Origin of the sequence: Micromonospora sp. DT201, assembly GCF_049841575.1 — a bacterium.
Lineage (GTDB): Bacteria > Actinomycetota > Actinomycetes > Mycobacteriales > Micromonosporaceae > Micromonospora.
Genome location: NZ_JBNCKP010000004.1, coordinates 123,799 through 141,396, shown reverse-complemented (window position 1 = coordinate 141,396; position 17,598 = coordinate 123,799). Strand labels below are relative to the sequence as shown.

14 protein-coding genes are annotated in these 17,598 nt (G+C 71.3%); 7 read left to right on the top strand and 7 right to left on the bottom strand.

What is annotated here, in order from left to right; genetic code table 11:
• Window positions 1-320 precede the first annotated feature (320 nt).
• Both ACLQ28_RS10100 and ACLQ28_RS10095 read left to right on the top strand, forming a co-directional pair.
• Window positions 321-1,910, top strand: a complete 1,590-nt coding sequence (locus ACLQ28_RS10100) for a DivIVA domain-containing protein (protein WP_425685956.1) — start codon at window positions 321-323, stop codon at window positions 1,908-1,910.
• A gap of 174 nt (window positions 1,911-2,084) precedes the next feature.
• Window positions 2,085-4,463 carry an FAD-dependent oxidoreductase gene (locus tag ACLQ28_RS10095; protein WP_425685955.1) on the top strand — a complete coding sequence of 793 codons (2,379 nt, stop codon included), beginning with the start codon at window positions 2,085-2,087 and terminating at the stop codon, window positions 4,461-4,463.
• A gap of 65 nt (window positions 4,464-4,528) precedes the next feature.
• Here ACLQ28_RS10095 and ACLQ28_RS10090 read toward each other — a convergent pair whose 3' ends face one another.
• Window positions 4,529-4,984 (bottom strand): MarR family winged helix-turn-helix transcriptional regulator, encoded by a 456-nt coding sequence (locus ACLQ28_RS10090; protein ID WP_425685954.1) that lies wholly within the window; start codon window positions 4,982-4,984, stop codon window positions 4,529-4,531.
• A 258-nt stretch (window positions 4,985-5,242) separates the two neighbouring features.
• On the opposite strand from ACLQ28_RS10090, the gene ACLQ28_RS10085 reads away from it, so the two are divergent.
• From ACLQ28_RS10085 to ACLQ28_RS10075, 3 genes are all read left to right on the top strand, one after another.
• Complete coding sequence (locus tag ACLQ28_RS10085; RefSeq protein WP_425685953.1) at window positions 5,243-6,196, top strand: aldo/keto reductase; 954 nt, start codon at window positions 5,243-5,245, stop codon at window positions 6,194-6,196.
• 83 nt (window positions 6,197-6,279) lie between these two features.
• Window positions 6,280-7,260 carry a quinone oxidoreductase family protein gene (locus ACLQ28_RS10080; RefSeq protein WP_425685952.1) on the top strand — a complete coding sequence of 327 codons (981 nt, stop codon included), beginning with the start codon at window positions 6,280-6,282 and terminating at the stop codon, window positions 7,258-7,260.
• A gap of 5 nt (window positions 7,261-7,265) precedes the next feature.
• Window positions 7,266-7,940, top strand: coding sequence for an MBL fold metallo-hydrolase (locus ACLQ28_RS10075; RefSeq protein WP_110568192.1), 675 nt, complete (start codon window positions 7,266-7,268; stop codon window positions 7,938-7,940).
• A 46-nt stretch (window positions 7,941-7,986) separates the two neighbouring features.
• Here ACLQ28_RS10075 and ACLQ28_RS10070 read toward each other — a convergent pair whose 3' ends face one another.
• From ACLQ28_RS10070 to ACLQ28_RS10045, 6 genes are all read right to left on the bottom strand, one after another.
• Window positions 7,987-8,790 (bottom strand): SDR family NAD(P)-dependent oxidoreductase, encoded by an 804-nt coding sequence (locus ACLQ28_RS10070; protein WP_208641475.1) that lies wholly within the window; start codon window positions 8,788-8,790, stop codon window positions 7,987-7,989.
• 205 nt (window positions 8,791-8,995) lie between these two features.
• Window positions 8,996-10,129, bottom strand: a complete 1,134-nt coding sequence (locus ACLQ28_RS10065; RefSeq protein WP_425685951.1) for an MFS transporter — start codon at window positions 10,127-10,129, stop codon at window positions 8,996-8,998.
• Window positions 10,130-10,221: 92 nt separating this feature from the next.
• A complete protein-coding gene (locus ACLQ28_RS10060; RefSeq protein WP_363721033.1) occupies window positions 10,222-10,803 on the bottom strand; it encodes a TetR/AcrR family transcriptional regulator in 582 nt (193 codons plus the stop codon).
• Window positions 10,804-10,859: 56 nt separating this feature from the next.
• Complete coding sequence (locus ACLQ28_RS10055) at window positions 10,860-11,627, bottom strand: nucleotidyltransferase domain-containing protein (protein ID WP_425685950.1); 768 nt, start codon at window positions 11,625-11,627, stop codon at window positions 10,860-10,862.
• A gap of 36 nt (window positions 11,628-11,663) precedes the next feature.
• On the bottom strand, window positions 11,664-12,830 hold the full coding sequence (locus ACLQ28_RS10050) for a hypothetical protein (protein ID WP_425685949.1): 1,167 nt from the start codon (window positions 12,828-12,830) through the stop codon (window positions 11,664-11,666).
• Between the two features lie 179 nt (window positions 12,831-13,009).
• On the bottom strand, window positions 13,010-13,471 hold the full coding sequence (locus tag ACLQ28_RS10045) for a hypothetical protein (protein ID WP_425685948.1): 462 nt from the start codon (window positions 13,469-13,471) through the stop codon (window positions 13,010-13,012).
• 124 nt (window positions 13,472-13,595) lie between these two features.
• Between ACLQ28_RS10045 and ACLQ28_RS10040 the strand changes: the two genes are divergently transcribed.
• Window positions 13,596-14,444, top strand: a complete 849-nt coding sequence (locus ACLQ28_RS10040) for a copper resistance protein CopC (protein WP_425685947.1) — start codon at window positions 13,596-13,598, stop codon at window positions 14,442-14,444.
• A gap of 247 nt (window positions 14,445-14,691) precedes the next feature.
• Window positions 14,692-17,556: a ricin-type beta-trefoil lectin domain protein gene (locus ACLQ28_RS10035; protein WP_425685946.1), complete on the top strand. Its 2,865-nt coding sequence runs from the start codon at window positions 14,692-14,694 to the stop codon at window positions 17,554-17,556.
• Window positions 17,557-17,598: the final 42 nt, after the last annotated feature.

Genomic DNA, 17,598 nt, shown 5'->3' with positions numbered 1-17,598 from the left:
GTCCAACACCCCGCCGTTCGCTGGGTCCCTTCGCACACCCAAAACCCGGGGGGCGGGCCCCCCCCCCCCCCCGCCCGACGTGGTCTCTCCCTCGCTCCCCTCGTCGCCGAACACGCAGTTGTGCCGGGGACAAGAGCCGCGGATCGGGCTCACCCGGGCACCACGACTCCATGATCTACGCCAGGCCTGGGTGTCCGAGTGAACAGCGGTGGGAGGGGCCTACGCTCGGCGCGGGCTCGGCGGTAGCGTTGCGCCACACTGACGGCCCGCGGGGCAGGCGAACGCCGACCCTGACGCCCCGATCGTACGGAGGATGGTGCATGTCCATCGGCGCTGAGCCGCACGCAGTACGCGACGATGCGGCCTCGCGGCCGAGCTTCGAGCTCGCCCTGCGCGGCTATGACAAACGCCAGGTGGACCGGCACCTGGAGCAGCTTGACGGTCAGATCACGATGCTGAGCGGGGAGCACGGGCGCTCCGCTGTCCGGGTGCGTGAGCTGACTGCCGAGGTGCAGCGACTGCGTACCGAACTGGCCGAACTACGGGAGCAACCGGTGCAGGTGGACCGCGCGTCGATCCACGATCTGGGCCCGATGGTCGCCGAGATCATGACGCTCGCCGACAAGCAGGCCGCCATGATCATCGAGTCGGCCAACGACCGGGCGAACGAGCTGCGCAGCGAGTCGGAGCGGATTCTGCTCGACACCCGTGAGCGGGCCGCACAGGCACGGCAGGACCTGGCCGAGGAGTTGGCGACCCGGCGTTCCGAGCAGGAACAGGCGTACGAGGAGCGGCGCACGCTGGCCGAGGCCGAGTTGACCGCGATCCGCGAGCACGCGGAGCAGTTGCGCGCCGACGGTGAAGCCGCGCACGAGCGCGCCCAGCACGAAGCGAAACGGATCACCGAGCAGAGCGCGCAGCAACTCAACCAGACCCGGGTCGCCGCCGACGCGCTGATGAAGTCGGCCCGTACCCAGATCCAGCAGGAACTCCAGTCGGCCCGCTCCAAGAACCAGCAGGAGATGGCCCAGTGGCAGGCCAACGTGGAGCGGGAGGTCAACGAGCGGCGCACCGCCGCCGAGCAGGACATCGCCGAGCAGCAGGCCGCCGCTGAGCAGGAGCTCGCCGAGCAGAGCAGCGCGACCGAGCAGCAGATCGCCGCGCTGTTGGCCGAGGCACAGCAGCACGTGACCGAGCTGCGCAACCGGGCCGAGGAGCAGGCTGCCAGCCACCAGGAGCAGCTCACCGCCCTGCAGCAGGAGATCGAGGAGCGCCAGCAGGAAGCCACCCAGCTGCGCGCCGAGCTGGACACCGCCGGTCAGCAGCTGGCCGAGATCCGCCAAGAGGGCGAGACGCTGGAGAACGAGCTGTCGCAGATGCAGCAGCGACTCAGCGAGGTCCGTCGGGACCTCACCGCCGAGAGCACCCGGCTGGACGAGGCCCGCCGGGCCGGGGACGCCGCCGAGCGGCACGCCAAGGACGTACGCGCCCGGGTGCAGCGGGAGGCGAAGCGGGTGGCGGACCTCGCCGCCGCCGCGGTCATGGCCGCGGCAGCCGGCGGTACGGAGACGGCCGAGTACCCGATGGTGGGTGCCCGGCCCAGCGCCGACCGGTCCCCCGTGGACCGGGCCGGTGGTGTGCGGGCCGAGGGCGACCGGTCAAGCGACGACCAGTCCGTTGCTGATCAGCCGCGGGCCGACCAGTCCGGTGCCGACCAGCCCAGCGTCGAGCACTCTGACGGGCCGACCGTCGTGGACGAGCCGGTGGCCGCGTCCGCCGACCGGGTGGCCGTCCCGCACGGGCCCGCCGCCGACGCTGAGCGGATCTTCACTCAACCTGACGCCCCGACGCCCGTGCCGTTCCTGGCCTTCGGGCAGCCGGTCAGTGAGAACGGCGCTGCCCGGCACTGACCTCGGCAGTGGTCTTTCCGGGCCCGGAGCGAATCCGCACGGGCCCGGGAAGACGGTCCGGTCGAAAGGTCCGGGCTGGGCTGGCCGCCTTGCCAGGCCCGAACGGGATCGATCTCCACCAGATCCGCACAACCGCTGCACCTGACGTACGCGACTCTGTGTTTGGGTAGGCGGATGAGCCAACCCGCGACGGCGACCACCGCATCGGATCAGATCGCGTACCTGGATGCAGCCGCTGCTACCGCAGTGGGTCTCGAGTACAAGCAGCGCTTCGTCGACGCTCTCGGCATAGAACCTGGGCATGCCGTGGTGGACATCGGCTGCGGCCCGGGGACCGACCTGGGACGGCTCGCCGACGCGGTCCAGGCCGGTGGCCTGGTTGTCGGAGTCGACCGCGACGCGCAGATGTTGGCCGAGGCCGGTCGGCGGTTGGCCGACAGGCCGACCATCGAGCTACGCGCGGGCGACGCCCACCACCTGCCCCTCGCTGACGCGAGCATGGATCGGGCCAGGATGGATCGGGTCCTGATGCACGTCGCGAATCCCGCGAACGTGCTGGCAGAGGTCCGTCGGGTGCTGCGTCCGGGCGGCGTGTTCGGGATGGCAGAGCCGGACTGGGACACCCTGGCTGTCGCGGATGAGGACGTGCGGACGAGTCGCCGCTTCGCCCGGTTCGTCGCGGGACGAGTGCGGAATCCCACGATTGGTCGCGAGCTTGTCCGGTTGTCGGTGCAGGCCGGCTTGCAGGTGAGATCCGTCGAGGCAGTCGCCGTGATATTCCGGGACTTCGACACGGCGGACCGGATTCTGGGGTTGCGGCGCAACTCCGCTCGCGCGGTGGTGGCCGGAGAGTTGACCGAGGCGGCGGTTCAGCCGTGGCTTCAGCGTCTGGCGGACGGTCCCCTGCTGGCGGGCTTCACGTTCTATCTGGTCACCGCCCAAGCCCGACGCGGGACGACCTCACCGCGTGATCAACTCCATCTCGCCGATGGTGCGGCATCCCCGCGCATGGATACCCCCACCTCGGCGCTACGGCGCCAGACCCGGGCGATTCTGCGCGGAACCGGGTCGAGGGTCCCGTCGGAGCTGGCAGGCTGGGTTGGCCGCCGCGCAAGCGGCGGCCGCCGGCGGTTGCCCGGCGACCGAGAGGAGCGCCCGGTGACCGACCAACCGGAGGAGTTCGACCTGCTCGTCGTGGGCGGCGGCAAGGCTGGAAAGACGTTGAGCATGGACGTCGCCCGGTCCGGGCAGCGGGTCGCGATGGTCGAACGCGGCATGATCGGTGGCAGCTGCATCAACGTCGCGTGCATCCCGACGAAGGCACTGGTGACCAGCGCGCGGGCGGCACGTCACCTGCGTGGCGCGTCGGCGCTCGGCCTGGTGGTCGAGGGTGGCGGGGTCGACGTGGACCTGTTGCGCGCGCACAAGCAGGACGTCGTCGAGGGGATGGTGGCCGCCAACCGGCAACAGTTCCTCGACTCCGGCCTGCACCTGGTGATCGGCCAGGCCCGGTTCGTCGGCCCGCGGACCGTACGGGTGTCCCTCGCCGACGGCGCCGAGCGGTTGCTACGCGGCGCCGACGTGGTCATCAACACGGGTACCCGCCCGCATCTGCCGGCAGTGCCCGGGTTGGTCGAGGCCGGTGTGCTGACCAGCGACACGCTGCTGCGCCTGGACCGGCTGCCGGCCCGACTGGTGGTGCTCGGCGGTGGCACCGTCGGGGTCGAGTTCGCGCAGATGTTCGCGTCGTTCGGCAGCACGGTGACGCTGATCGAGGGCGGCCCACGGCTACTCACCCGCGAGGATCCCGACGTGAGCGACGCGGTGATGCGCGTCTTCCTCGACGACGGCATCGACGTACGCGTCGGCATCGCGGTCGCCCGCATCGACCGTGACGTCGCCGGCACGGTCCGGGTGACGCTGGACGACGGCAGCCTGGTGACCGGAGATGACGTGCTGGTAGCGGTCGGTCGGGAACCGGTGACCGACGGGCTCGGCCTGGACGCGGCCGGCGTACGGGTCAGCGAGCGTGGCTTCGTGGTGGTCGACGAGCATCTGCGCACCAGCGCCGAGCGCACCTGGGCGGCCGGGGACGTCGCCGGCAGCCCCCAGTTCACCCACGTCGCGCTGGACGACTACCGGATCATCCGGGCGAACCTCGCGGGAGGACAGCGCAGCACCGCCGACCGGCTGATCCCGTACACCGTCTTCACCACCCCGGAGCTGGCCCGGGTCGGGCTCACCGAGACCGAGGCGCGTCGCGCCGGGCACGACATCCAGGTGGCCCACCTGCCGGTCGCCGCGATTCCCCGGGCGCGCACCCTGCGCCAGACCGAGGGCAGGTGGAAGGCGGTCGTCGACACCGGCACCGACCGGATCCTCGGCGCCGCGTTGCTCGGCGCCGAAGCCGGTGAGGTGATCACCTCGGTGCAGTTGGCCATGCTCGCCGGAATGCCGTGGACCGCCCTGCGCGACGCGGTCATCACCCACCCGACCATGGCCGAGGGGCTCAACCTGCTCTTCGCCTCGCTGCGGTCCCGCCCGGTCCGCTGAGCGCCGCGCGGCGGGGCCGTTGCGGTCGCGTCGCACCTCGCGGTGGCACACGGCGCGCCTGCGCGTCAGTCGTTGGCGTGTTCGGTCAGGACCTCGATGGCAGTCGCGAGTTGCGTGCGGAAGGTGGCCAGGTCCTGGTCGCTGAAGGAGCCCATCAGGCGGCGTTCCACGGCCACCGCCTCGCGGTCCGCCTTGCGGAGGAGGGCCACGCCGGCCCGGGTGAGGCGCAGGAGGAGGACCTTGGCGTGGTCGGGCGAGGTTGTCCGGCTGATCAGGCCGCGCTGATCGAGCAGGGCGACGACCCCGTTCATGGCCTGCGCCGTCACGCCGCCGAGGCGGGCCAGCCGGGCGCCGGAGATGTTCGGGTTCTCTGCGAGCATCAGCAGCGCCGAGTACTGGGGGACCGTCAGCCCGAAGGGGCGCAGCACCCGGTTCTTCTCGGTGATCAGTGCCTGTTCGGCCTGTTTGATGAGACCGCCCAGCCGCTGTTCAGACGGCAACTCCGACCCCGTCGTCGGCAACTCTCCTCCTTCGTAAGCCCTGGTAGGCGCGGTCGGCCGGCGCCGATCCAGCGGTCGTGCCAGGTTACCGTCCGGATGCGCTGGCGCCCGCACGGGTGACCTCCGGCGACCCATGTATCATGGTCTTGATACGAATTCGGGTCCAGATACGGTTGCACGGTCCGCGATCGTGTGAAGTGCCTGAGACCAATGAGGACCACCCCGACAGCCCGCGAGCCGCGGCGCACCACCGCACGACGTCCAGGGAGACGAACCACGATGCACACCACCCCCCTCGGTGCCTCAGGACCCGCCATCGGCCGGATCGGCCTCGGCTGCATGGGCATGTCCTGGGCCTACGACGAGCCCGGCCGGGACGACGCCGCTTCGATCGCCGTCATCCACCGCGCCCTGGACCTCGGCGTCAACCTCATCGACACCGCCGACGCCTACGGCCCTTTCACCAATGAGTACCTGGTCGGCCGCGCCCTGGCCGACCGGCGCGCGGACGCCGTGCTCGCCACCAAGGTCGGCCTGGTCGTCGACGGCAGCCGCACCATGCACCGCAACGGCCGCCCCGAGCACATCCGGGCCTCCATCGACGCCTCGCTGCTCCGCCTGGGCACCGACCACGTCGACCTCTACCAGCTGCACCGGGTCGACCCCGCCGTCGGGCTGGAGGAATCCTGGGGAGCGATGGCCGAGGTCGTCAAGGCCGGCAAGGCCCGCGCCATCGGCCTCTCCGAGGTGGGTGTCGAGGAGATCGAACTGGCCGCCGCCATCCATCCGGTGGCCTCCGTACAGTCCGAGTTCTCGCTCTGGTCCCGCGATGTCCTGGAAAACGGGGTGCTGGCCCACACCGCCGCGCACGGCATCACCCTGCTGCCCTTCTCCCCGCTCGGCCGCGGCTTCCTGACCGGCGCCATCCGCAGCTCCGCCGACCTCCCCCGCGGCGACTGGCGGCACGGAAGCCCGCGCTTCCAGCCGACCGAGATCGACGCCAATCAGGCGCTGGTGGAGCGCATCGAGGCCGTTGCCGCCCGGCTGGAGACCCGCCCGGCCCAGGTGGCGCTGGCCTGGCTGCTCGCCCAGGGCGAGCACGTCGTGCCCATCCCCGGCACCAAGACCGCGCGCTACCTGGAGCAGAACGCCGCCTCGGCCGAACTGACCCTGGACGCCGCCACGCTGGCCGAGCTGGACACCCTTCCCGCCCCGTCCGCGCCCCGCTACTGACCCCTTCCCCGGCGGTGGCCCCCTGCCACCGCCGGGCGGCTCTCCCGTTTCCCCCGTCCCGCCCTTGGCAAGGAGCAGACCCCATGCGCGCCATCCTCTTCGACCGCTACGGCGACCCCGACGTCCTCACCGAGACCGAACTGCCCGTGCCCGAGCCGGGCCCCGGCCAGATCTCCCTCGATGTCACCTATGCCGGGGTGAACTTCGCCGAGGTGATGTTCCGCCGCGGCCAGATTCAGGTCGGCCTGCCGCACGTCCCCGGCCTGGAGGCGACGGGCACGGTGCGCGCCGTCGGTGAAGGCGTCACTGGACTGCGCCCCGGGCAGCCGATCAGCGCCCTCACCCTGGACGGCGGCGGCTATGCCGAGGTCGCACTGGCCCGCGCGGATCTGACGGTCGCCCTGGAGGGCTCGCGCGCGGTGGCTGACCCGGCCCTCGCCGCCGCCTTCCCCTGCAACGTCCCCGTCGCCCAGGGCCTGCTGGAATCCGCCACCCGCCTGCTCCCCGGCGAGAGCGTCCTGGTGCTGGCCGCGGCCGGTGGAGTCGGCACGGCCGCCGCGCAGATCGCCCGCCTCGCCGGCGCCGCCCTGGTGCTCGGCGCCACCGGCACCGCGACCAAGGCCAAGTACGCCGTTGCCTTCGGCTACGACGAGGTCGTTCCCTACGAGGCGCTGGCCGATCTCGTCGCGGAACGCACCGACGGTCGCGGCGTCGACGTGATCCTCGACTCGGTCGGCGGCGAACAGCGCACGAAGGCGGCCGGGATGCTCGCCCCGCTGGGCCGCCAGCTGATCTTCGGTGACGCCGCGCAGCAGGACGAGCCGGTCCAGCCCAACCACTTCTGGTTCGGCTCCCGGGCGATGGTCGGCTACAACATCGGTGACCTCGCGCACCGCGCCCCGAAGCTCGTCCAGCGGCACCTTGAGCGGGCCGCGGAGCTCGTCGCCGCCGGAGACGTCCGCGTGGAGGTCACCGAATTCGATCTCGCTGACGCCGCCGAGGCGCACCGCACGCTCGCCGACCGGTCCTCCACCGGCAAGCTGGTGCTGCGGGTGAACGGCTGACCGGGATGCTGCTGCTCTCCTTCCCGGCCGGCGGCTTCGGCACCAACTGCTATGTGCTGGCCGCCGAGCCGGGCGGGCCCTGCCTGATCGTCGACCCTGGACAGGCCGCCACCGCCCCGCTGCTGCGGCTGCTCGCCGAGCACCGGCTCGACCCGGCGGTGGTGCTGCTCACCCACGGCCACATGGACCACAGCTGGTGCGCCCGCGAACTGTGCGCGGACACCGGCGCGCCGGTCCTGGTGCACGCCGCCGACCGCTTCATGCTCGCCGACCCGGCCGCCCCCCTGCCCGCCTCCTTCCCCGGCCACCTCCTCGCGGGCTACCCGGAGACCGAGCCGGAGCGGCTGACCCTCCTGGAGGGCTCCGCCGACCTGGAGCAGGCTGGACTGCGCGTCCGGGCCCACCACAGCCCGGGGCACACCGCCGGCTCGACGATGTTCCGCGTCGATCCGGTCCGGGACGGTGATCCGTCCCTCCTCTTCACCGGCGACACCCTGCTGGCCGACCGCCTCGGTGACACCGGCCTTCCCGGCGGCAGCCAGGCCCGGTTGGAATCCTCACTACGCCGCGTCTGCGGCCCACTGGACGACAACACGATGCTGCTCCCCGGCCACGGCCCGGCAACCGCACTCGGCACCGCCCGCCGCACCCTCCCGCTGCTGGGGAGCGCCGCGGTCTGACCCTGCGTCGCGCCACAGGGCCTCGACGGAACGACCGTCGGCGCTCTCAGGCGGTAGCGCCACCATCGACGACGAGGTCGTGGCCGACGACGAAGCTGGAGTCGCCTGATGCGAGCCAGACCACAGCGGCGGCCACCTCGGCCGGGTCGCTGACGCGTCTGGCGGGGACGGCGTTCTTGATGCGGGCGTCGCGGTCGCTCTGGCTCTCGCCCGGCCGGTAGGACATCGGGGTGTCGCTGGCACCGGGGCTGATGGCGTTGATGCGGATGCCGTCGGCGATGTGATCGCGTGCTGCCGTCTGGGTCAGCACGCTGACTGCGGCCTTGGAAGCGGCGTACGCAGCCAGGCCGGGGCGGCGGCCGTGAGCGCCGATGTTGGAGGACATGTTGACGATGACTCCGCCGCCGTTGCCGCGCATGTGGGCGATCTCGTGTTTCATCGTCAGGAAGACCCCGGTCAGGTTGGTGTCCAGCACTGCCCGCCAGGTGTCCTCGTCGAGATCGGCGACCGGGGCGCTGCCGCCGAAGATGCCGGCGCTGTTGAACGCGATGTGGAGCCCGCCGTGGCGGCGCACGATCTCGGTGATCATCGCCGCGACCTGGTCGCTGTCCGTGACGTCGGCGGTGACCCAGTCGACCGTGCCGTCGTGAGCGTGGATCCGGGTCGCGGCTTCGGCCAGCTTCTCCGGGTCGCGGCCGACGAGTACCACGGTGGCGCCGAGGTCGACGAACGCCTGCGCGGTGGCGCCGGCGATGACTCCGGCTCCGCCGGTGATCAGCACAACCTTGCCGTCGAAGCGCGCGCTCATGATGGGGTTCCCTTCACTAACTAATTGGATTTCGTGGGACACCGCTGACGGCGGTCGGGTCAGTGATTGCGATGGGTCGCGACCAGACTCGCCGGAACAGCCGCGGTGAGAACCGCGGTTACGGTGAGGAGGGCTGGGGTGTGGCCGTGGGTGTGCGCCACAGGCGCGACGAGGGCCAGGACCAGCGGTGGACCTTATCTCCATGGCGGTGTTGGTCAGGCCCCCGGCCGGTCCGCGCTGAGTGTCGTCAGCACCAGCCATCCCGGCCACCGTTGCCGCCGACAGTACGATCCCGGTGCCGAGGGGTGCCGTCAGCAGCCCCGGCAGTTGGATCCCGGAGTGGGGACCGGCGCGACTGAGCAGCAGCGTTCCGACTACGGCGACGACAAGTCCGAGAGCCAGCACCGTGCGGGCCGGCAAACGGTGGAGCAGCTGCGCGGCGGCCGGCCCAGCGGTCAGGGCCGCCAGCGCGGGCGGAATGAACGCCGCCGAGATCGCCGCCGGAGTGTGGCCGGTATCGGCCAGTTGCAGGGTCAACAGGTAGTACAGCGAGGCCAACGCGCCGCCAGCGACCAGGATCGCTACCAGCCCCGACGCCGTCTGCAGGGTGACCTTTGGGAGCAACGGTGCGGTTGAGCGACGCTGTGTGACAGCGAAGCCGATCAACAACGCCGCACCCCGTGGCGGCCAGGAGCACTGATTCGGCACCGAGCCCATAGATCAGCGCGGTCAGTCCGGCGACGACCAGCACGGTACACAGCGGATCGATCCTCGCCGGCCGTCGCGCGAGCCCGCCTGGCACCAGTCGGCCCACCATGACGGCCGCGACGACCGCGATCAGCCCCGGCGGTGCGAACAGCCAACGCCACGACACCTCGACCACTGGCCCGGACAGGACCATTCCCACGCTCGCCCCGGTCGCTGCCAGCCCGCCCCACAGCGCGGTCGCCCGAGCCCGCTGCCGCTCGCCAGCGAACACGATCGGGATCAACGCCATCGCCGCCGGAACCGCGAACGCTGCCCCCACGCCCTGTGCGAACCGCGCCGCAACAAGCATCGTCACGCCGTTCGCACCCGCCGCCGCCACCGAGGCCACCGCGAACACCGCCAGCGCGCCCAACAGCGTACGGCGGTGCCCGAACCGGTCGGCGACGTTCCCGGCCACCAGCAGCAGCGCCCCGAAGGCGACGCTGTACGAGGTCGATACCACCACCAGGGCAGGAGAACTCAACGCCCATTGCCGCTGCAGCTGCGGCAATGCCACCGTCAGCATCGTGATTGACGCGATCAACGCCACCTGCACCGCCGCCAGCGCTGCGAACGCCGACCCAGCGCGTCGGACCAGCGCTGCGGGCACGGCGTTGGCGGGTACCGCAGACATGATCGTCTCCGCAATTCTAGAACGGTTGGTCTTGAATATGCCCCGAAAATGCGCCCCGTCCAAACCGGGCGGGGCGGCGAGGGACAGCCGATTCAGCCGAGCATCGACAGGGCTACCCGGGCCGCGTCACGCAACCGCGCGCTCGGATCGGGCGCCCGCCCGAGCACCCGCACCCCCTGGAAGAAGACCAGCAGGAACCGTGCCAGCGCCCGAGGATCGGCATCCGGTGGCAACTCGCCCTGCGCTCTGGCTCGCAGCAACGCCGAGGTCAGTGCGATCTCCAGATGCGCCCAGCTCGCCTCCACCAGCCGGGCCACCCGCTCCTCACGGGCGGCGAGTTCGACCGCGCTGTTGACGACCATGCAGCCCCACTGCCGGTCGTCATCGGCCTCCTCGGCCACATACCGCTCGACCAGCGCCCGAACGGCCGGCAACACCGGCCCTGGCTGCGACAATTCCGTCATGATCTTCGGATCGGTCAGGTCCAGATAGCGCCGCAACGCCTTGGCGTACAACTCGCCCTTGCTGCCGAAGGTCGCGTAGATGCTGGCCTTGGCGATCCCCAGGTGCTCGACCAGATCCGCCATCGACGTCGCCTCGTAGCCGCACTCCCAGAACAACTCCAGCGCCCGCTGCAACACGACATCCGGGTCGAATTCCTTGGTCCTCGCCACATCAGGGACCCTACTCTTATCTAGACCGAGCGGTCAAAATAGGGGCGGTCGGCTGCCTACGCGGCGATCTCGTCGCGTACCCGTTGCTGGAAGGCGCGGGCCTCGGCTCCGGTGGGCGGCGGTCCACCGTGCCGCGCGGCGACCGCTCGACGGATCACCTCGGCCGGATCGCCGGCGTCGATCAGCCGCTGACCGGCCGCGACCTTGGCCAGCCAGACGCCGTCGCGGTGCCGCACCAGCGATCGGCAGGCACCGAGCACCGCGTCCTCCGTGCCGGGTGCGGGCTGGTCGGCCGGCGGTGTTGGCAGGGCCAGCCACCAGGACAGCGCCTCGGTGAGCAGGCGACGCAGGTCCGCCGGGGCGAGGTCGGCGAAGGTCTCCCCCGCTGGCGGGCCGAGTAGCGACAGGCCACTCTGGTGCAGGATGCTGCGATCCAGCCCGTACCAGAAGCGGCCGTCGGCGGCCGGCCGGTCGGCGGGATCGAGGGTGCACCGGAACGGCATTCGGGACCCGGTGTTCAGCTCGACCTCGAAGCCGGGCTCCGGGGTTCCGGAGGCGGCCACCCCACGCTGGTATACGACCAGCTCCAAGCCGCGCGCCGGGCAGGGCAACGCCTCGTGTCGTAGCCGCGCCACCAACGCCCGCTTGGCGGCGTCGGCGAGTGGCCCGGCACTGACCAGCGCGACGTCCACGTCGCTACGGCCGGCCTGGTACGCGCCGAGCCCCACCGAGCCGGCCGCGTACGCGCCGACGAGGTCGGCCCCGAGGACGTCCCGGGCGGCGGTGACCAGGTCGTCGAGGTAACGCTGAAGATCGGAGTCCACGAGCCATCTTGACGCACGGATCGGAGCCGGGCGGGACTACCCCGCGTAGAGCAGCAGCAGACCGGCGACGGTGTACGCGACCATCAGCGCCAGCAGCGGAAGTTGACCGGCCACCGCCCGCGCCCGGGGGAACAGGTACAGGGCGCGGTCGTGGGCGAGCAGTGTGCCGAGCAGGTGCCCGAGGACGATGACGGTGATCTGGAGGGTGGCCACCCCGGAGGGCGTGACCGGTCCGGTGTACGGCTCCCAGTCGGCGGTGCCGAGCCAGTTGGCGCCGGTGCCCAGGGGGTCGGAGAGCAGCGCGACGGTGCGCTGACCTTCCAGGATCAACAGCGAGTAGTAGTGCGCCACCACGTAGCCCACCGCGATCGGCACGATCGAGTGGGCGATCTCGCCCGGCACCGCTCGGGCGTCGGCCCGGTCGGCACGGCCGATGCGGGCCGCGGCTGCCGTGGCGAGCAGGTACGCCACCGCGACGGCGGCGATGACCAGGACCAGTCCGGCGCTGCCGGTGACCGCCGGGTGCAGGCCGTTCTCCTGGCTGAAGCGCAGCCAGCCCGGCGCGTTCGACAGGCTGTCGTACATGGTCGAGCCGAGCAGAACGATCACCACGGCGACCAGCCCGGGGCGGGGCCGCAGCCCGGCGATCCCGTCGAGCGGGTTGCGCCACACCAGCACGCCGTCCGTGGCCCGGCCGAGCGGGGCGAGCTGACCGATCAGGGCGCTGTACACCTCGAACGGGTCGGCCCGGTCGAACCAGCCGGCACCGAACAACGCCGCCCCGACCAGCATGATCACCGCGTACGCGGCGAGCCAGACGGTGATGACCGGCAGGGTGGCCCGTTCGGGTGCGACAAGTTCCAGCCAGACGAACCCGAACAGCGTGGCGGCGGCCGGCCACATCCCCACGCCGGCCGGTAGCTCCCGGACTCCACGGTTCGGGTCGCGCCGCGCTGCCAGCACCACGAGCAGGTGCACCGTACGCAGCGGGTTGACCGCCCGCCAGATCGGGCCGAGCAGCAGCGACAGCGGTGCCAGCCCGACCCAGAGCAGCACGTAGAGCGCACCGGCCGTCGGGTTGTCCGCGGTGTCCGGCCCGCCCAGCAGGCCCAGGCAGAACCAGGCGGCGGCGAGGAGGCCGAGCCCGCGCAGCGCCCACCGGAACGGGGGTGCGTCGACGAGCCGGGCCAGCCATTGCGGCACCGGGCGGCCACCCGTCGCGTCCCGGTCGAGTCGGGGCTCACGCCAGAGCAGACCCAGCGCCAGAAACGTGACGACGAGGGTGAGTGCGGCGGCGACGACGAGCTGCGGCAGTGTGATCGGCAGGTCCTGGCGGCCGCCGACGCCGTGCGCCAGCAGCGTTCGGGCGGCAGTTATGTCGCTCAGCGGACGACGAGCTGGAACAACACCAGCCCGGTCTCGTGTGTCTCCACCTCGAACAGCCCGGTCTGGTCGGCCCGGAACTCCACCGAGCCGGGCTTGCCGGCCGGCAGTCGAGCGCCTAGGTCGTAGCCGTGCACGTGCAGCTCGTCCGCTACGTCCGAGGTGGCCGTGATCCGGACCAGCTCGCCCTTGTCCACGGTGATCCGGCCGGTCGGCGGAGTAACCCGCCGCTTCGCGATCGTCACGGTGATCTCGCGGTCCACGCCCGGCGTGCTGGCGGTTGGTGTGGGGCTCACCGCCGGGGTCGGCGCGGTGGTGACGGCGCTCGGCGGGGCGGCGGACGTGGGCGACGTGGAGGGGGTCGCCACGGACGGGTCGTCGCTCTGCCCGCAACCCGTGACGAGCAGAGCGGTGAGGACACTGGCGGCCAGGGCGGCGGAGGTGCGGGTACGGACGAACACGGGCGGACTCCGAACGACGCGAGGGGGACGGGTGTCGAGTTGATCGTCGGGGATGAGAACTCTACGTCTTGTTCGGCGACGAGGAAATGACCATGATGAACGAATGCGATCGAGGCTCGCCACTGTGCGTAAAACCCTGAGCCGCGCCATGGCGGCGTTGGCCGCGACAGTGGTGGTGACACTGCTGCTGCCCGCCGCCCCCGCGTCGGCGCACGGCCAGTTGGCGACCTCCACGCCGCTGACCGGCACCGTCGTGCGTGAGCCACTGGCGCAGGTGGGGTTGTACTTCACCGAGCAGCCGGCTTCCAACGCCCACTTCACCCTCACCGGGCCCAATGGGTCGCGAGTGGACAGCGGCTGGTCGCACGGCGAACCGAAGCGCCTGGACAAGCCGGTCACGGAATATTTCAAGGTCAACGGCGTCTTCGAGCCGAAGCTTTACCACACCGGTTTCCCGGCCATTGTCACCGTCGCGCACTGGCCGGCGAAGGGCCGTTATACCGCCAGCTACCTTTCCGTCGCCTCTGATGGTGAGGCGGTGCGGGGCGCCGTCACCTTCGACTATCAGGGGCCGAGCACCGCGGCGCCGGCCGGCTGGTCGCCGCCCACAGCCGGGCCGGAGCCGGCGTTGCTCGCCATGGTCGAGGGCACGGCATCGGCGAACCCCGGCGCCACCGGCAGCCCGGCGGACGCCACCGGCGCTCCGGCGAGCGATCCGGCTGGCGCCACGGAGAAGCAGCAGGACGGTGGGTTCCCGGCTTGGCTGGTGCCGGCCCTGATCGTCGTCGTGGTCACCGCGATCGTGCTGGTGGCGGCCCGCCGCCGACCCGCCGCGCGCGGGGCCTCCACGCCGACCCGCCGACCCGCCGGCCCGGCACGTAAAACCGGCGTCCCGGCCCGCAAGGCCGCCACCCCGGCCCCTCGCAAGCCCGGCAGCCGGGCCGGTGGTACGGCCCGGCGCGGACGGCGATAGGCCGCCCCCACGCCCGGCATTCTCCGCGTACCACCGCGAACTTTCGCAGAGACATCGGGAACTTTTGATGTATCGACGCGAAGCCATGGACACCTCGATCGAAACACCTTAATGTCTCGACCCATCAACCCCGTGTTTCCGCATCGTCACTCGTCGGCGTCGAGGACGTTTCGGAGCCGGGCCGGCGGCCACCCCCACCACTGAACCGCGCCGGCCGTCGGACACTCCGCTCCCTCCTGGAGGAACGATGGGCACACGCCTGCTACGCCGACTCCGCAGTCCCGCCCTGGGTGCGTTGGCACTCGTCCTCACCGCCGGCCTCTGGGCCGCCCCCGCCACCGCCGCCACCGCCAGCGCCGCCCCCGCCAGCGCCGCCCCCGAGCAGGAACCGGGGGTCACGCTGCGCGTCTTCGACGTGCAGGTGCCGCTCTCCGAACTCTGCGTCCTCAAACCCGCGCAGACCCCGAACGTGGACAAGCTGATGTCCACGATCAACTGGACCTCGGCGGCCGACTTCGGCTTCGAGGACAACTTCGTCTCGCAGGTGCTCGGCAACATCACCACCACCCAGGCCGGCAGCTACACGTTTCGGCTCAGCAGCGACGACGGGTCCAGGTTGTCGATCGACAACGCCGTGGTGATCAACCACGACGGGCTGCACGGCGCCACCCCGCCCAAGGAGGGCACGGTCACCCTCACCGCCGGGCTGCACCCGCTGCGCATCGACCACTTCGAGCGTGGCGGTGGTCAACAGATCACCCTGGAGTGGAGGACGCCCGGCTCGTCGTCCTTCGTCGTCGTACCGAACTCGGCGCTGAGCACCGATGCCGGTGTGGTCCGGGTGACCGCGCCGGGCCGCAAGGAATGCGAGGGCATCGCCGACACCCCCGGCGACGGCCTGCCGCTGACCGGGGTGCACCCCGGCTACACGCTGACCAATCTGCGGCCCAGCGGCTTCCAGCCGAAGGTCACCGGGATGGACTGGCTGGCCGACGGCCGGCTGGTCATCTCGACCTGGGGCGGCAGCGACCAGTCCGGCACCTCCCAGGACGGTGAGGTCTGGATCCTCGGCAACACCGGCGGTGCGACCACTCCGGGCGCCGTGACCACCAAGAAGATCGCCGGAGGACTCAAGGAGCCGATGGGCCTGAAGGTCGTCGACGGGGTGGTCTACGTCTCGGAGAAGCAGCGGCTGACCCGGCTGGTCAACACCGGCGGTGACGAGGTCGCCGAGCGGCTGGAAACTGTCGCCACCTGGCCGTACGGCGGCAAGTTCCACGAGTTCGCGTTCGGCCTGCTCTACCAGGACGGGTTCTTCTACGTGAACCTCTCGGTGTCGATCGACTACGGCGGCGCCACCACGGTCCCGCAGCCCGCCCCCAACCGCGGCACCACCATCAAGGTCAGCAAGGACACCGGCGCGGTCAGCTACGTCGCCGGCGGCCTGCGTACCCCGCACGGCATCGGCTGGGGCCCGGAGGGCGGCATCTTCGTCACCGACAACCAGGGCGGCTGGCTGCCCTCGTCGAAGCTGTTGCACGTCAAGCAGGGCCGGTTCTTCAACCACTACATGACGCCGGCCGGCCCGTTCGACAGCAACCCGGTCACCCCGCCGGTGCTGTGGATGCCACAGAACGAGATCGCCAACTCGCCCAGCACACCGCTCTACCTGACCAGCGGTCGTTACGCCGGCCAGTTCGTCATCGGCGACGTGACGTACGGCGGCCTGCAGCGGGCCTCCGTGGAGAAGGTCAACGGCGAGTACCAGGGCGCCCTGTTCCGGCTCAGCCAGGGCCTGGAGGCGGGCGTCTCGGAGGTCAACCTCGGCCCGGACGGCGCGATCTACGTCGGCGGGCTCGGTGCGGACGGCAACTGGGGTCAGAGCGGCAAGCTGTCGTACGGCCTGCAGAAGCTCACCCCGAACAGCACCACCGCGTTCGAGATGCTCGCCATGCGGGCCACCACGGCCGGCTTCGAGGTGGAGTACACCCAGCCGGTCTCGGCGGAGACCGCCGCCGACCTGGCGGCGCACTACAAAATCAAGCAATGGCGGTACGAGGCGACCGCGAACTACGGCGGCCCGAAGATCGACGAGGAGACGCTGACCGTCACCTCGGCCACCCTCTCCGCGGACGGTAAGAAGGTCACCCTCGCGGTGGCCGGTCGCAAGGCCGGACGGGCGGTCCACCTGCGCTCACCTCGCCCGTTCACGTCGACGAGCGGCCAGTCACTGTGGAGCACCGAGGCGTGGTACACGCTCAACGCCATCCCGGGCGTCACCCCACCGCCGACCGGCGGGACCAACCTGGCACTCAACAAGCCGGCGGTCGCGGACAGCTCCTGCTCGACGGCCGAGACCCCGGCCAAGGCCGTCAACGGCAGCGTGACCGGTGGCAACAGCGACAAGTGGTGCTCGAAGGGCACCACGAAGTTCCTCCAGGTGGACCTGGGGGCCAGCCACACGGTGAACCGGGTGGTGGTCAAGCACGCCGGCGCGGGCGGTGAGGACACCGCGTGGAACACCCGGGACTTCACCGTCGCGTCCAGCGCCGACGGCACGACCTGGACCACCCGTGCCACCGTGACCGGCAACACGGCGAGCACCACCACACACGACGTCGTCGCGCCGGCCACCCGCCACATTCGATTGGCGATCACCGCCCCGACCAGCACCAGCGACACCGCCGCCCGCATCTACGAGCTGGAGGTGTACGCGAGCGCCAGCGGTGTCCCGGGCAGCATCACCGGCGTCGGCGGCAAGTGTCTCGACATCGACAACGCGGGCACCGCCGACGGTACGAAGGTGCAGCTGTGGACGTGCAACAGCACCGCCGCGCAGTCGTGGACCCGGGTCGGGGACACCTACCGCGCCCTGGGCAAGTGCCTCGACGTGGACAACGCCGGCACCGCCGACGGCACGAAGGTGCAGCTGTGGACGTGCAACGGCACCGGTTCGCAGGTGTGGCAGCCGCAGTCCGACGGGTCGATCCGCAACCCGCAGTCGGGCAAGGTCCTGGAGGCCGCTGGCGGCGGCACCGCCAACGGCACCCAGATCCAGATCGGCACCAACTCCGGTGCCGCGCACCAGAAGTGGGTCATCGGCGCCAGCTGACGACGGACGGGGCCTGACCCGGGTGACCGGTCAGGCCCCACT

Excerpts from the sequence above, each read along its gene's own strand:
- ACLQ28_RS10100 (WP_425685956.1), top strand. The coding sequence starts at position 321 with ATGTCCATCGGCGCTGAGCCGCACGCAGTACGCGACGATGCGGCCTCG.
- ACLQ28_RS10095 (WP_425685955.1), top strand. The coding sequence starts at position 2,085 with ATGAGCCAACCCGCGACGGCGACCACCGCATCGGATCAGATCGCGTAC.
- ACLQ28_RS10085 (WP_425685953.1), top strand. The coding sequence starts at position 5,243 with ATGCACACCACCCCCCTCGGTGCCTCAGGACCCGCCATCGGCCGGATC.
- ACLQ28_RS10080 (WP_425685952.1), top strand. The coding sequence starts at position 6,280 with ATGCGCGCCATCCTCTTCGACCGCTACGGCGACCCCGACGTCCTCACC.
- ACLQ28_RS10075 (WP_110568192.1), top strand. The coding sequence starts at position 7,266 with ATGCTGCTGCTCTCCTTCCCGGCCGGCGGCTTCGGCACCAACTGCTAT.
- ACLQ28_RS10065 (WP_425685951.1), bottom strand. The coding sequence starts at position 10,129 with ATGTCTGCGGTACCCGCCAACGCCGTGCCCGCAGCGCTGGTCCGACGC.
- ACLQ28_RS10035 (WP_425685946.1), top strand. The coding sequence starts at position 14,692 with ATGGGCACACGCCTGCTACGCCGACTCCGCAGTCCCGCCCTGGGTGCG.